The organism is Paenibacillus polymyxa (assembly GCF_018614975.1).
Classification (GTDB): Bacteria; Bacillota; Bacilli; order Paenibacillales; family Paenibacillaceae; genus Paenibacillus; species Paenibacillus polymyxa_E.
The window spans coordinates 14666-29543 of sequence record NZ_JAGGNR010000022.1 but is presented as its reverse complement, the minus strand read 5'-3'; the positions used below and the strand labels follow the sequence as shown (position 1 = coordinate 29543).

The following is a 14878-nucleotide window of genomic DNA, read 5'->3' as shown; positions in this document are numbered from 1 at the left end:
CTACTTGTCAGTGTATAACTTGACGAGTAGCCTCTTTTTTCTGCTTTTTTTGGTATCAGATACACTTTACGTTGGGGGTATTCTGATGAGCAAACAAGATCAAGAGTTTTCATGGCAAGCCGTGCCGAAATCGCAAAGAAACCAATTTTGGAAGACGTTATCCGTCATGCTCGGTTTCACATTTTTCTCAGCAAGCATGCTGGCAGGAGGCACGCTGGGCGTCAGCTTGACGTTCATGGAGTTCATTGGCATCGTGCTTGCAGGCAATCTGGTGCTCGGTATCTATACAGGGGCACTGGCACATATCGCTGCCAAAACGGGCCTGTCCACACATTTGCTCGCTAAATATGCATTCGGTGCAAAAGGGTCGTATCTGCCTTCATTCCTGCTAGGTTTCACACAAGTCGGATGGTTCGGAGTAGGCGTAGCCATGTTCGCGATTCCGGTCGCCAAAGCCATGGATTGGAATGTGTATCTGTTAATTATCGTGTTCGGACTTGCTATGACGGCATCAGCCATCTTCGGTATGAAGTCACTCGTCATTCTCGGATATATCGCGGTTCCTGCGATTGCCATTCTCGGTGGTTACTCCATGTTCGAAGGTGCAGGTTCGCTGGGAGGTCTGCAAGGGTTGCTTGATTACACGCCGACTCAGTCGCTTACCGCGGCGGCAGCATTGACAATCTGTATCGGATCATTCATAAGTGGCGGAACGCTGACACCCGATTTTGCCCGATTTTCCCGGACATCCAAACAGGCAGTTACCGCAACAGTTACTGCATTCTTCCTGGGTAACTCACTCATGTTTCTCTTCGGTGCAGTTGGTGCGATGACCTATAACCTGGCCGATATCTCGGAGGTCATGTTCCTGCAAGGGTTAATGATTCCGGCAATTATTGTTCTGGGCCTGAATATCTGGACGACCAACGATAATGCACTGTACGCCTCGGGTCTCGGTTTTGCCAACATCACCAAAATTTCGAAGAAATTCTTCGTCATTGTGAACGGTATCGTTGGTACCGTATTCGCCATGTGGATGTACAACAATTTCGTCAGTTTCCTGAACGTACTGGGTGCGGCGGTACCATCCATCGGGGCTATTATTATTGCAGATTACTTCATTGTGAAACGTAGAAACTATAAGCCATTTGCCGACATGTCATTCAAAAATGTAAACTGGGTAGCGATGGTGGCTTGGGCCATCGGCGTGGCATTTGCCCAACTGGCTCCTGGCGTAACACCATTGAACGCACTGCTTGGTACAGCAGTGGCCTATATCATCTTGATGCTGATTGTTCCTGCCAAAGAATCCAAAGAAATGGGGAAAATAAATGATTATACAGAACGCAAAATTGCGGGGTAAAGAAGGACTATGGAATATTATTGTGAGAGACGGGAAGTTTGAACGAATCGCACAAACACTGGAAGTGACCGACAATGAGGAGATCCTGGATGTCAACGGATCGCTTGTGCTGCCACCGTTCATTGAGCCGCATATTCATCTCGATACAACGCTAACCGCAGGCGAGCCGGAGTGGAATCTAAGCGGAACGCTGTTCGAAGGCATCCAGCGCTGGTCAGAGCGCAAGGCTTTCTTAACACATGAGGATGTCAAAACACGTTCCAAAACAGCACTCAAGTGGCAATTGGCACAGGGCATCCAGCATGTACGGACTCATGTGGACGTTACCGATCCAAGCTTGATCGCAGTTAAAGCGATGCTTGAAGTCAAAGAAGAAATGGCTCCATATATGGACATCCAGCTTGTTGCTTTCCCACAGGAAGGCATTCACTCTTATCCAAACGGGGCAGAATTGCTGGAGGAGTCACTGAAAATGGGTGTTGACGTGGTCGGCGGCATTCCACACTTCGAATTCACACGGGAATACGGCGTTGATTCCATGAAAGTTGCGTTTGATCTGGCTGAAAAATACGATCGTCTCATTGATATCCATTGCGATGAGATCGATGACGAGCAATCCCGTTTTGTTGAAGTTGTCGCCAAGGAAGCCTACGAACGTGGACTAGGTTCACGTACAACAGCAAGTCACACGACGGCAATGGGGTCATACAATGACGCTTATACGTACAAATTGTTCCGTTTGCTGAAGATGGCTGATTTGAACTTTGTCTCCAATCCGCTGGTCAACATTCACCTGCAAGGACGCTTCGATACGTATCCTAAAAGAAGAGGACTGACGCGTGTCAAAGAGTTGCAGGAAGCAGGTCTGAATGTGTGCTTTGGTCATGATGACATCTTCGATCCATGGTATCCGCTCGGTACAGGCAACATGCTGCAAGTGCTGCATATGGGGATTCATGCTTCCCAGTTGCTTGGTTACGACCAAATCGTGAATTCGATTGACCTCATTACCAAAAACAGCGCAAGAACGTTACAAATTGAGGATGTATACGGTATTGAAGAAGGTAAACCTGCCAACTTCATCGTACTTGAAGCAGAGAATGAATATGAGGCTGTTCGCAAACAAGCCGGCGTACTTTATTCCTACAGAGGCGGCCGTAAAATTGCGGAATCGAAGCCGCGGGACACATCCATCATTTTTGAGGGTGGTTCAGAGAAGGTTACTTTCAACAAATAATGAAGAAAATATACTCCCATTAAAAGTCGCTATTTTAGCGGCTTTTTTAGCTTTTTTGTACTGTCTACGCAATTTATGCTGCTGGAGAGCCAGAAGAACGAAAAGGTGCTCCTGAGCACATACAATAAGAACAGACATTCAGCTTGCCTTAAGTGCTCACTAGAAGCCTGCTTTCCGCCTTTTTTACCAACAAAACTAATGATCAGTAGTAGCAGTGGTAACAAGCCAAATAAAACAATGGATATATTGCCAAGAAAATCACCCAAAGCTAACGTTTCCTCCAGGTTTTTAGGCAAGCAAGCAATTACATACAAGACTGGTAACATCGCGAACTGTATGCTCGTAATATTTTTGAGACGGAACAAATCTCGGAGCCCGATTGCCGCAAAATAGTGTTTAAAAGCATAGGTTGCAAAGATCTGCATCAGCCAAAACACAATGAACAGTGATTCATATCCACATGAATCCATCGCCCAGGAGTGGTCTGAGGTTATTAAGTTCAAACATCTTGCTGCTTAAAAGGAAAACCAGCGCTAACAACACAAGCGTAACGGGCAACACTATTGAAAAGACCCGGATGATGACCTTAAGACCACCCGTTAACATATAAATACCAATCCACAAACTGACCATAATGGTGACCCAAGTAGGCGTGCGCTCAAGGATGTACATACTTGTAATTTCGGCCATGACTCTAACTTCGAATGAACAAAGAACAACAAAATATACGATAATTAAAAGTCCCAATAGATAAGCAATCCACTGACCTGTGATTTCGGGTATAAATTCGAATACCGTTTTACCAGGGAATCTACGACACAAGGTTACAAGGAGGATGCTGATTGTGGTTACAATTAATCCTGATAAAATGAACATCTGGTGTCCCTACTGCTTTACTAATGGTGCGAGGGAGTGTTAGAATTCCAGCTCCGAGTATTGAATTGATAACTACAATAATTATCTCGGAGGTATTAATATTAGATGTGGATTGCTTCATTGGCCATCGCTCCAAACCGGAGAATATATTTCTAGGTAGTATCGCCCAACGCAGTTGTTTTATGTAAAATATGCTGTACTGATATAATGTAGAGATACCCAAAAATGAATTGAAGATGAGGATGCAAGTTATGCCAAAGAACGATAGTATGTTAGCCATTTTATGGATGCTGAATTCAGGAACCAAAGTAACTGCAAAACAAATGTCCGAAAAGTTAGAAATCAATATAAGAACCGTATATCGATATATTGATGCATTATGTGCCAGTGGAGTACCGATCATTTCCGATACCGGTCATAACGGCGGGTATAGCTTGCTGAATCAACATATTAAAGCACCTCTGTTATTTGATATTGATGAAAAAAAGGCACTCCTCCAAGCTGCTGTGTTTGCAAAAGAAGCGGGATACCCTTTGAGTGAGGCATTGGATAATGCGACATCCAAGTTGAAAATGTATTCAAATCAGGATCAGGAAAACACACTTCGTCGTCATTTAGCCGGGTTTAACGTTATCAATCGTATGGGAGATCCATCCGTTCAGCCAATCTTGGCGGATTTGGAGCAAGCTGTGGCTAATGATTGCTCTGTCGAAATTGATTATCGCAGAAGCCGTGATGAACAACCCAAAAAAAGAGTAATAGACCCGTATGGAATGGTTTACTGGAATAATAAATGGTATACTATTGCGTTTTGCCACTTGAGAAATGAATTCCGCAGCTTTCGGGCAGATCGTATTCTTCGGATCAAGCTTACTCCACTCCGCTTTAAGCGTTCGGAAGCTTTTTCAGCCCGTGAATTATTTATGCAAAATTTGTTACCTGATGTAGGGGGAAAAGAGGGGTTAATTTCCTTGGTTATCGAAGGCCGAATAGAGGCAATTGATGACTTGGGGCTGCATTGGTTTATGGGACACTATCTGAAAGAGCGGACTTCCAATCAAGCTATCTTTTTATTTGATGAAAAATCAATTCATACATACGTCCCCTATTTTCTCCTATCCTACGGGAAATCCATTCAAGTCATCGAACCACAGTGCTTGAAGGACAGACTTGTTGCTGTTGTATCCGAGTTAATGGAATACTATCAACTTTAACAACTTCACTGACAGTATTTGAACTCATCGGATTTTGATCTGTGAGCTTGAAAAAAGTTGCGAAGCTTTGCAGCTTTGGATATGATTATCTAATGTTCAATCAAAAAAGTACTTATGTAATCAATTAATGATAAAAGATAGTGAGGTAAGAAAAAATGATCGCAAGAACAGAAGAAGATTTTAATGGCTTGAAGGAAATTGGAAAAATTGTAGCTTCTATTCGAGATGAATTGGTTCAAAGAACCATCCCAGGCATAACAACTAAAGAACTTGATGATCTAGCTGGAGAGCTTTTTGAGAAAGCTGGCGCAGTTTCTGCTCCAAAAAGTGAATATAATTTCCCGGGATTTACTTGTATTAGTGTTAATGAAGAAGTGGCACATGGTATTCCGGGAGATCGGGTTATTCAAGAAGGGGACATCGTCAATATTGATGTGTCTGGCTCCAAGAACAGTTATTTTGCAGATACGGGAATCTCGTTTGTCGTAGGCGAAGGTGAAGAAGTGTTAACGAAAATATGCGACGTTGTTAAACAGGCATTTGAAGCAGGTCTTAAAAAAGCAAAACCGGGCTCCAAAAAAAGCGGAATCGGCAAAGCCGTATTCCAAACTGCCAGACAGCATGAATTAACGGTTATTAAAAACCTTACAGGACATGGTGTTGGACGTGGAATACACGAAGCACCTGACCACATCTACAATTATAATGATCCATCGGATGATGAATTGTTAAAAGAAGGCATGGTTATCGCATTCGAGCCATTTATCTCAACTTCAGAAGAAGAAGTAGTCCAGTCAGGAGATGGCTGGACCTTTGTTACTAAAAACAGCTATGTAGCTCAAATAGAACATACGATTATTCTTACTAAAAATGGTCCAATTATTGTCACTCTGTAAGGTGTTTAAACAAAAAAAGTCGCTAAATTTAGCGACTTTTTTGTTTTTGTTTTATTGGCACGTCAAAGTAAATCACAATATAAACGTCCACTTATTAATTTATGTTGAAATTATGGAAGGATTTAACGTATATTTAGATCTGATCTTTATGTTATAGACAGAGGTGATAGATTGAGCACATCAAAAAAGCGCGTTCAAGTCATTGATGGACTGCGCGGATTCAGTCTGGCCGGCATTGTGCTGGCGAATATGCTGGCTTTCCAATATGGAATATATGGCCAGAGTAAACCCCAACTGTTCGGGATCGGCGGAGCAGATCAGGCTTTCCTCTCGTTCCTGCTGATCACTGTTGTGGGGAGTTTTATGCCGATTTTTGCTTTTATGTTTGGCTTTGGGATGGTTAAGCTCTCAGAAAGCCTCAAATCACGAGATTTACGGCCAAAGTGTCACCTGGCACGCCGTTTTCTACTACTGTTTGGTATCGGATTGCTGCACATCATCTATCTGTGGGAAGGGGATATCCTGACGTTTTATGGCGTACTGGGTTTCTTCCTGCTCATGTTCCTTAATCGGAAGCCTAAAACGCTGCTCATTTGGGCGGTACTGCTACTCATGGGTGCGGGCATACTTGGTCTCCCCGCATCTAATCCGATGAACCCGCTGGCGATTGAGTCCATTCATTTGGAGAACTATATCATTCAAAGTCAGGATGTGTACGGCAACGGCAGCTACGCGGAAATAAGGGATTTCAGTAATAACGGCGATCCATTCGGCGGGGATTTGGAGGTGTCATACGCCCTGATAGCCCTGATGTTAGCGCCACTCATGACGGTACCGATGTTCCTGCTCGGCATGCGCGCTGCCAGATTCGGCACGTTTAGCGATCCGCAAACGATGCGGAAAATGTATCTTCGCCGAGCATCGTTATTGATTCCAGTAGGTTTGATACTCAAAGCATACAGTGAATTGGCGCCAAAATTGGGTGCGGGAGGATGGCCCGGAATCGGAATCGGCGGGACGCTTGGGGGAACGCTACTTGCACTCGGATACATATATGCATTTGCGCTGTTGTACACGGGAAGCCGCCAGTTTAGCCTGATGAGCAGGTTCGAGGCGGTCGGCCGTCTTTCGCTGACAAATTACCTGATGCAGAGCGTAATCTGTACGACCATTTTCTATGGATATGGCCTGGGACTGTTTGGCCGTGCCGGTGTCTTCATCGGGGCGATTATTGCGCTTGCGGTCTACGGCATTCAATTGTGGCTCAGCCCCCTGTATCTTAAGAAATTTAACAATGGGCCGGTTGAGTACCTCTTACGGATTTGGACATACCTTTCCTGGAAAGGACAGCCAAGAAAGAAGGAAAAACCGAACTCAACTTTGCATGAAAACGTGCCAGGTGTCCAGTAAGTAAGCATAAAGCGCTATCGCGAAACGCCAAAAGAAGCCCGTTCTGATAAAAAATGTACCCTATAAGATAGACACTTTGAAAGAAGCCCATCTTAAAGGGTATTAATGCTCATCTACTGATTATATTTTTTCATCAAGGTACTAAAGGTGTTAACGTGTTTATTTGTTGTAATTCAGAACTCAAAACTCGCTGTGTTGGTAATAAGTTTCCGTTGGCGTCCCTTGGCCAAATTGATATTTGAACACCGTCAGTGTCTGTGATTCCGAATTGGAACTCATATTCCTCAAAAGCAGAAACAAAATACGTTTTTTGGATTTTCGTACTTGGAGCGAGGCTAAATAACTCATGCACATAGGGAGTTTTACCTCCTGCAGTTCCCATAAAGAAACCCAGAATTTCAATTACGGCTGGATTTATAGGATCGTTGTTAAGGATATCAACTATAATGGTTTGAGCATTAGAGCCATTCCTTTGAATTGGGCCTGTTGAGAAAACTTGACCAGGAAGAGCCAAAGGATCCGCCGTTAAAAATGGTGTGATTTCGGCTACCCCATCAGGATCGATCACGGCATCGCCTGTTCCAATTGGGAATGGTCCACTCGAACTTCCCCACCAGTTATTCGTAGCATCTAATCTTAGGTTTGGCGGAGTGGTATCATAAGAACCAGCTGCAATGTTGAGGCCTGCGACCGCGTTTCCCTGGATGCTGTTTAGTTTTGCACGAATATTGGTATTCTCAGCACCAACAAAGTCATTTACACTGATACCGTTGAAATTGCTGTTGTGCAGGATGTTGCTTTCTATCTCCGTTCGAGTAGTACCACCACCGATGAAGATGGAACTTCCTAGGGCACCAAGTATCGTATTATTTGTAATTTTGACATTCGTTGTGTTAAATAGCACAATTGAGTTATCCATATTCATTTTGTTTCTTGACATAATAATATTAGCTGCTGGTAGTGCCAATGAACCTATCATAATAATTGAGGCAGATGCATGGGAACCTGTGAACAGATTACTCTCAATAAATAGATTTTGGACACCTGCATCTGAGTAAATACCATTTCCAGAAGATGCTCCAGGTTGATTATTATTATGAAACACATTTTGTTTGACTTGCGATTCTGTTAATCCGTTCGAATTTATATACAGACCGAAAACATTATTTTGTACTATATTATTAAACACCCAATATCCTGAAAAACCGTTAGTTGTACCAATACCTGGACCAGCGCTATTGTTTGCAATCGTAAATCCATCGACAACAACATTATCATTTACTAACTGTACGGCCCCGGAAACACCCGAACCAATTATGATCGATTCGGATCCTAGTGATCCTGTCCTTGTCCTCGCATCAACTCCGGATTGAGCTCCGTGTAATTGAATCGTTTTATTCACGATAACTGTTTCATTATATATGCCAGGAGCCACCCGAATCGTATCGAATTGATTAGCCGCTGCTACTGCAGCAGAAATGGTTGGAAAATCAGCCGGTACAAAAATTTCATTTGCCATTTAATATTCACCTCCTTAACTATAAAGTATGAAGACTCAGTAGAATTGCTTGGACAAATACATTGAAATTGCGCCTCTTCGCCATAAGCTAACTAATACACTGTACGGGGAGCGTTAAGATGTACGATGAAAGAAGCAGCGTATAACTACGGCTGTTTCAACTTGGACTTGAAAGGATCGTTATTGTGCTAAAAATAATTAATTTTCTTCTTTTTTTGCTGATAATATGGGTAGTTATCTTTTATCCTTTTCGTTTTGCTTGGTTTGAAGGTTTGAAACAGATTCCTGCAGATCTTCATGGTATTTATTTACTTTTCTTGTTCTTTGGATATCTGATCTGTTCATCGGCTATGGGACTTATGGTTGGCAAGATGTTTTTTAAAGGAAAAGAATAGTAATTTCTCAAGAAATAAAAGATATGCACTTAGGGAAATATTTTTCATAGAATGATCTGCATTGATCCATGTATTGTTTTCGCGACCTTGTAAAAAAATTGGAAAAATATTTAAAAAAAGGAGGCTAAATATGAATACCATTCTAAAAGTTATAGAAAAGCTAAAATTGAATGTCTTGAATATTGAAGATGTGCAGAGTCATTCAGTTCTGATGTACAATTGAAGGTATACCTTGTACAGGAGAGATTGATGGGAAACTTTCTTTTCAGATTGGCGTGTATCATGCTATGCTCCATGAGGTTAAAACTCCTGGGTATGGTTACCATGGAACCGATGGTTTTAAGTTACTTGACCAAAATAATTGGAGATTACATATCAAAAGTAATTTAGAAAAGTGGAAAGAGCCCTGTAAAGAAATTCTCGACCCAGAATTGTATGAGAGATGTATTTATCACTTTGATGGCGACGTATAGACCGGTGTCGGATGAAATTCAGCCCGCGAGCTGGATCAGCTATCTCCTTATTTCGGAATTAAGATAATCGATAACAACAAAGTAGAGCAAGCGAATCAACTGTTCAAGGAAGCCATGACGGGCAACCTTGCCCCTTATCAATCGCTTCCAGATATGAGAACGGAGCAGAAGCAATCAAGAGGACTTACGATGTTTATCGTACGGCGCTAAAAAGACCCAACACACTCTGTAAACACAAGAGTAGGAAGTTGGGCTTTTTCGGTACTACATTGGACATATCATGTATGTAACATACTCAACCGAAGTCATTGATGAATCATATTTCTGCGGTACTGGTAGGGCGTAACTCCGTATTCCACTTTGAACAACTGGATAAAATATTGATTTTTTCGGTAACCAACCATCTGCGCGATATCGGCTATACGGAGTTCCGAATCTTGAAGCAGTTGAGAAGCTTTCTCCAACCGTTTCCTGGAAATATAGTTTGACACATTTTCGCCCGTTTCTTGTTTAAATAGTTTGGAAAAATAAACAGGATGAAGATGTGCAACTTTCCCCAGTTCATCCAGGCTAAGGCCATGTGAAAGATGGTCTTCGATATACGTTTGTACTTTGTCAACGATGGTTTGGATGGACATCTGTTTGTTGTTTCTGATCCGACTGACCCGATCCATGAGAGTTGAGGATAGTTCATCAGGATAGCGTAACTGGTTGAATATCCAATCCACGGTTTCAGAGTTATCCCGATCCTTGTCCGTCAGATATACATATAGAATGGTCTCCATGAGAAAGATTATTTTTTGCTTATGGAGGTGGATTTGATCATATTTTTTAATGATATTTCCCGCCGACTCCCAATCACCGCATGACGGAGAATGGTTGAATATGCCATTGAAATCTTCTAAGTGTACGTTCTCATTAAGAAAGAACCTGTAGAACATCTGTCGGGTCACGTTTCGATCAGTTAATGAAAAGGGAGGAGACGCGACCGATTGCTCCAGTTTGATGGTCAGTTCTGCAGCAGCTTCTTCCGGAACAAGACCGAACAGTCGCGTTCCCGCAGCCCACACGAGATGATCCAATTTGCCTCCGACAGCGTGTTTTATAGCATCCTCATGTTCTTGTGTAAAACCCTCCAGCTTGAAGCAGCAAAAACGGCGTTCCCCTAGAAACTCAGTATACGCATCATATTGCTTCCTTAATGTCTCATTGTGACCAAGCAGGGAAAGCAGATATCCCAATCCATCGAAGTTCTCCCATGCAACAGATTGAGCTGGCCGTGTCTTTGTAATATTATTGATGGCTTTGGACATGGCTTTCTCCACATCATCTTTGTCAACAGGTTTGAGCAAGTAGTCGAGCGCACCTAAACGAATTCCTTGTTGCGCATATTCGAACTCGGAGTAGCCGGAAAGGATGATCACTTTGGTTGGCAAGTTATGTTGGTGGATATGTTGAAGCAGATCAATACCAGAAACCTCAGGCATTCGGATGTCAGTAATCAGAATATCGATGTGGTTTTGAGTCAACATGTCCCTTGCTTCAATCGAATTGGTCATCGTCTCGATCTGATCAATGCCAAAGGTGTTCCAATCCAGCAAGTGCTTCATATATTCAACGACATAATGTCCGTCATCCACAATTAATAATCGCATTAGTTATCTCCTTTCACCACGGGAATGCTGATGAGCAGCAGGACAGACAAGCCGCCCCAATCATTAGTAGAAAAATGTAACCCGCTAAGTTCGCCGTACGTATTTTTCAGACGTTGATTTACATTCCAGAGACCTACGCCTTTAATTCCTTCAGGCGGGGTATCACTCTCAAGCCGAGCCTCCAGGCTACGGATATCGTCAAGCGAAAGACCTTTGCCGTCATCGGATACCTTGATCGTTATCGCAGCCTCCGTCTGTTTTACATCAATCGTCACCCGATGGGCACCTTGTTGTCCTTCGATTCCATGTTGAATCGCATTTTCAACCACTGGCTGGATGATCAGCGGCATGAGGGGAAGGGAGGACAATTCGGGCGGCAGATCAATGCTGTACTCCATTTTTTTGCTAAGAGCCATAATAATCAGGAAATGTTCCGCAAACTGGAGTTCACTTTCCAGCGTGACTTCATGCCGGTCCAATTTGGTTAAATAACGATAATATTCGGCGAGATGTTTGCTCATACGCATGACAGAATCAGGTGAGAACTGAGCCACCGACATGATGAAAAACAAACTGTTGTATAAAAAATGAGGATTGATCTGAGCCTGAAGTTGTTGAAGTTCCGCACTTCGTCTTAGTTCCGTTTCAGTCTTCAAGGATACAAACAGATCCTGGATCTCGGTAACCATATGGTTAAAACTTCTGAACAGGCTGTAGAACTCTCTATCCGTATTTTCGGTAATACGTGTATTGTGATTGCCTTGTTCGACCTGTGAAAACTTCCGTTCCAACAAACGAATATTACGGTAATAGTTCCGGTAAAACGTAAAGATCACAACCAGACCAAGCGTGAAAACAGCTAAAATGCTGGCAAAAAAAACTTTACGGTTACGGTCAATCGGTTGCAGAAAATCATTCGTCTGTGTATATGTAATCAGGTAGGCGTCGATTGATTCAATATATCGGGAAAGAACATAATAGTCGTCTGAATTGGTGTGATAATCATATTTCAAAGTGATCTCCGGTTGTGGAGAAAGCATATTGGTAACCGCTTTCAATAGATCGTTATCGACTTCTTTCTCACTCCATAACTGATGGGAATTAAACCAAAAAAAAGCGTTTGAGCTGTCGTTGTTCACAGCCTTTTTCAGCAGATTTTTCAAATAATCCGTGTTCAGCTTTACACCAACCACGTACTGAGTCGGTTCATTTTGTCCGGATTTTTGAATGTAAGGGTAGAGAGCAAAGTAATACAAGCTATTGCCGACGATTTGCCATCCCCGCCCATGAACATCCTTGAACGGAAGTCTCGCCTCCGGCGTACTGTTGGTGGACAGAAACGTTTCTTCAGACTGCCAGTAAATGCCGATCGATTCAATCGATCGACTGGATAGGAGCGTTTGTCGCAAGCGATCAACGATTTCGTTTTTCTTCATTTGGGAATCGTAATTGCTCAGCTCGATAACATGCCTCTGGTAAAACCGGACATCACTGTCTGCCGCATACTGAACCCCGTACATGTTAGCCTCGTATATAATCCCGTCAAGAATGCCTTTCACATAATCAAGCTGATTTTTGGAAGCGCCAATCAGATTTTCTTCAAGTGTTTTGGAGCTCAATCGGTTCATCACGAAAAACAAACTTAACGTCAGCAGCAGAAAAAAAACAAAGAAATAGATAAATCGCTTCATATACATTTTTCGGATCATATGTGTTTCCTTTCATATCGCCAAACGTAGGAAGTTAAACTCCAGATCGGATTAACTTTAATATAAGCCAAACCTTCGAAAAGCGGAAGGGCAGCATCAACGATTAATGAAAGCGGTTTAACATTACTTCAGGATGGGGTGATGATCTTGAAATTTTGGCATTTTGGAGTGAGAGCGCTTTTGTTAAGCTTACTTCAAGGTTCGCTTTCGAAAAGCCATCATAGAGGAGGTATGCAACATTAACGAGATTGTACCCGCCAGATCCGCAAAAAAAACAAAAACAAAGCTTTCCCAGCGGACTTCTTTCAAAAAGGAAATTAAGAAAAGCTGGCCTTTGTACGTACTATGTATTCCCGCATTTGTGTTTGTCTGCATCTTTTCTTATGGCCCGATGGTAGGTTTGCTCATGGCATTTCAGGACTACAAACCATGGCTGGGCATCACAGGTTCACGGTGGATCGGGTTAGATAATTTTGAACGGATTTTCCAGTACAAAGAGGCCACACAAGCGATCGTTAATACGCTGATTATCGCCGTTTCCAAAATTATCGTTGGTATTATCGTTCCGATTGTCATGGCTATTCTGCTGAGTGAGATCCGAAATATGGGCATTAAGAAAAGTGTTCAGACACTGGTGTATCTGCCGCATTTCTTATCCTGGGTTACGGTCGCGGGGTTGATGATCGACATTCTCGGATTAGACGGAGGAATCAATCACATCTTGACCCGGATTTTCGGGAACGATCCCGTTTACTTCTTGGGTGATCCTGATCTGTTTCGATTCACGGTTGTGATCAGCGATGTGTGGAAGAGCTTTGGTTTCGGCATGATTGTCTACTTGGCGACCATTGCAGGGATTAATCCTTCTTATTACGAAGCGGCCGAGATCGACGGGGCCACACGCCGACAGCAAATTCGATACGTTACCTTGCCTAGCATGTTGCCTATGATTATCGTCATTTCTACGCTAAGTCTGGGCAATATTCTGGATGCGGGCTTTGATCAAGTCTTCAATCTGTACAATCCGCTTGTCTACAGTACGGGAGATATCATTGATACCTATGTTTACCGTTCATCCTTGTTAAACGGGCAATACGGCTTCGGGACCGCTGTAGGACTGTTCAAATCGGGGATCAGTTTGATCTTGATCGTTGTCTCCTACAGACTGGCCTATAAATACGCCAATTACAAAATATTCTAACAAGGAGGGAGAGGGATCATGTACCATAAAACGACAGGCTATAGAGTATTCTCCTATTTTAATTACGCGTTCATGATACTGGCGGGTCTGGCGTGTTTTCTTCCACTGCTTCATCTGCTCGCGCAATCGCTAAGCAGTAAAGCGGCTATTAGCGGTAATATGGTTTCATTTTGGCCGGTCGGGTTCAATGTGGACGCCTATGTAAAAACGTTCAACAATTCTAATTTCAACGGTGCCATGCTAACATCCATCACTCGAACCGTATTGGGTACAACCATCAGCATGTTTATTCTTATCTGTGCAGGATATGCCTTGTCCAAGGAATTCCGGGGACGCAACGTGCTCATGTGGTTTTTTATTTTTACCATGCTCTTCTCGGGGGGATTGATACCTTCTTACATATTGATCACAGCCCTTGGATTAAAGGATACGATATGGGCTCTTGTGCTACCGGGCGCTTTCGGTGCTTATAATCTGATTCTTCTCGTCAATTTTTTCAAAACGATTCCCAAAGCATTGGAAGAAGCGGCATTCATTGATGGAGCGTCCTTCTTTGTAATCCTCAGCAAAATATATTTACCATTATCCCTGCCTGGCATCGCGACCGTATCTTTGTTCATTATGGTAGGGCACTGGAATTCCTGGTTTGACGGGATTTTGTACATGTCGGATGCGAGTAAGTATCCGCTGGCTTCGTTCTTACAGACCGTTGTCGTGCAGAGTAACATGCAGAATATGGCGATGAGCCAGTCTGAAGTGGCAGCCATGTCTGAACAGAGCATCAAGGCAGCTCAAATTTTTGTCAGCACGCTGCCGATCATTTTGGTCTATCCTTTTTTACAACGATATTTCGTGAAGGGAATTGTACTAGGAGCCGTAAAAGAGTAGTTAGGATGACGAAAAATTGGATCACTATATATGTTCAACTAA

12 protein-coding genes are annotated in these 14878 nt (G+C 42.9%); 7 read left to right on the top strand and 5 right to left on the bottom strand.

Annotation, left to right across the window (positions count from 1 at the left end; genetic code table 11):
* Positions 1–85 precede the first annotated feature (85 nt).
* Together codB and J7E78_RS19235 are read left to right on the top strand one after the other, a co-directional pair.
* Positions 86–1363, top strand: a complete 1278-nt coding sequence (gene codB, locus J7E78_RS19240; RefSeq protein WP_215077786.1) for a cytosine permease — start codon at positions 86–88, stop codon at positions 1361–1363.
* On the top strand, positions 1332–2600 hold the full coding sequence (locus tag J7E78_RS19235; RefSeq protein WP_215077785.1) for a cytosine deaminase: 1269 nt from the start codon (positions 1332–1334) through the stop codon (positions 2598–2600). The genes codB and J7E78_RS19235 overlap by 32 nt, the downstream gene beginning before the upstream one ends.
* 29 nt (positions 2601–2629) lie before the next feature.
* On the opposite strand, the gene J7E78_RS29845 is transcribed toward J7E78_RS19235, so the two are convergent.
* The gene (locus J7E78_RS29845; protein WP_311517654.1) at positions 2630–3025 is read right to left on the bottom strand and encodes a hypothetical protein; all 396 of its coding nucleotides are present in this window, start codon (positions 3023–3025) and stop codon (positions 2630–2632) included.
* Positions 3026–3050: 25 nt separating this feature from the next.
* Positions 3051–3476 carry a GerAB/ArcD/ProY family transporter gene (locus tag J7E78_RS29840; RefSeq protein ID WP_311517653.1) on the bottom strand — a complete coding sequence of 142 codons (426 nt, stop codon included), beginning with the start codon at positions 3474–3476 and terminating at the stop codon, positions 3051–3053.
* Between the two features lie 251 nt (positions 3477–3727).
* On the opposite strand from J7E78_RS29840, the gene J7E78_RS19225 reads away from it, so the two are divergent.
* The 3 genes from J7E78_RS19225 (at position 3728) to J7E78_RS19215 (ending at position 6996) form a co-directional block, all read left to right on the top strand.
* On the top strand, positions 3728–4690 hold the full coding sequence (locus tag J7E78_RS19225) for a helix-turn-helix transcriptional regulator (RefSeq protein ID WP_215077784.1): 963 nt from the start codon (positions 3728–3730) through the stop codon (positions 4688–4690).
* 155 nt (positions 4691–4845) lie between these two features.
* On the top strand, positions 4846–5586 hold the full coding sequence (gene map, locus J7E78_RS19220; RefSeq protein WP_215077783.1) for a type I methionyl aminopeptidase: 741 nt from the start codon (positions 4846–4848) through the stop codon (positions 5584–5586).
* Between the two features lie 171 nt (positions 5587–5757).
* Positions 5758–6996 (top strand): DUF418 domain-containing protein, encoded by a 1239-nt coding sequence (locus J7E78_RS19215; RefSeq protein WP_215077782.1) that lies wholly within the window; start codon positions 5758–5760, stop codon positions 6994–6996.
* A gap of 133 nt (positions 6997–7129) precedes the next feature.
* Here the strand turns inward: J7E78_RS19215 and J7E78_RS19210 are convergent, their stop codons facing one another.
* The 3 genes from J7E78_RS19210 to J7E78_RS19200 form a co-directional block, all read right to left on the bottom strand.
* Positions 7130–8515 (bottom strand): right-handed parallel beta-helix repeat-containing protein, encoded by a 1386-nt coding sequence (locus J7E78_RS19210; RefSeq protein WP_215077781.1) that lies wholly within the window; start codon positions 8513–8515, stop codon positions 7130–7132.
* 1173 nt (positions 8516–9688) lie between these two features.
* Positions 9689–11038, bottom strand: a complete 1350-nt coding sequence (locus tag J7E78_RS19205; RefSeq protein WP_215077780.1) for a response regulator — start codon at positions 11036–11038, stop codon at positions 9689–9691.
* Positions 11038–12747: a sensor histidine kinase gene (locus J7E78_RS19200; protein WP_215077779.1), complete on the bottom strand. Its 1710-nt coding sequence runs from the start codon at positions 12745–12747 to the stop codon at positions 11038–11040. The genes J7E78_RS19205 and J7E78_RS19200 overlap by 1 nt, the downstream gene beginning before the upstream one ends.
* Before the next feature lie 316 nt (positions 12748–13063).
* On the opposite strand from J7E78_RS19200, the gene J7E78_RS19195 reads away from it, so the two are divergent.
* Positions 13064–13948, top strand: coding sequence for an ABC transporter permease (locus J7E78_RS19195; protein WP_215077826.1), 885 nt, complete (start codon positions 13064–13066; stop codon positions 13946–13948).
* An 18-nt stretch (positions 13949–13966) separates the two neighbouring features.
* On the top strand, positions 13967–14836 hold the full coding sequence (locus J7E78_RS19190; RefSeq protein WP_215077778.1) for a carbohydrate ABC transporter permease: 870 nt from the start codon (positions 13967–13969) through the stop codon (positions 14834–14836).
* The last annotated feature ends 42 nt before the right edge of the window (positions 14837–14878 follow it).

What these genes read in the sequence shown, in the direction of transcription:
- J7E78_RS29845 (WP_311517654.1), bottom strand. Translation starts at nt 3,025, where the DNA reads ATGCAGATCTTTGCAACCTATGCTTTTAAACACTATTTTGCGGCAATC.
- J7E78_RS19210 (WP_215077781.1), bottom strand. Translation starts at nt 8,515, where the DNA reads ATGGCAAATGAAATTTTTGTACCGGCTGATTTTCCAACCATTTCTGCT.
- codB (WP_215077786.1), top strand. Translation starts at nt 86, where the DNA reads ATGAGCAAACAAGATCAAGAGTTTTCATGGCAAGCCGTGCCGAAATCG.
- J7E78_RS19225 (WP_215077784.1), top strand. Translation starts at nt 3,728, where the DNA reads ATGCCAAAGAACGATAGTATGTTAGCCATTTTATGGATGCTGAATTCA.
- J7E78_RS19200 (WP_215077779.1), bottom strand. Translation starts at nt 12,747, where the DNA reads ATGATCCGAAAAATGTATATGAAGCGATTTATCTATTTCTTTGTTTTT.
- J7E78_RS19205 (WP_215077780.1), bottom strand. Translation starts at nt 11,038, where the DNA reads ATGCGATTATTAATTGTGGATGACGGACATTATGTCGTTGAATATATG.
- map (WP_215077783.1), top strand. Translation starts at nt 4,846, where the DNA reads ATGATCGCAAGAACAGAAGAAGATTTTAATGGCTTGAAGGAAATTGGA.
- J7E78_RS29840 (WP_311517653.1), bottom strand. Translation starts at nt 3,476, where the DNA reads ATGTTCATTTTATCAGGATTAATTGTAACCACAATCAGCATCCTCCTT.
- J7E78_RS19190 (WP_215077778.1), top strand. Translation starts at nt 13,967, where the DNA reads ATGTACCATAAAACGACAGGCTATAGAGTATTCTCCTATTTTAATTAC.
- J7E78_RS19235 (WP_215077785.1), top strand. Translation starts at nt 1,332, where the DNA reads ATGATTATACAGAACGCAAAATTGCGGGGTAAAGAAGGACTATGGAAT.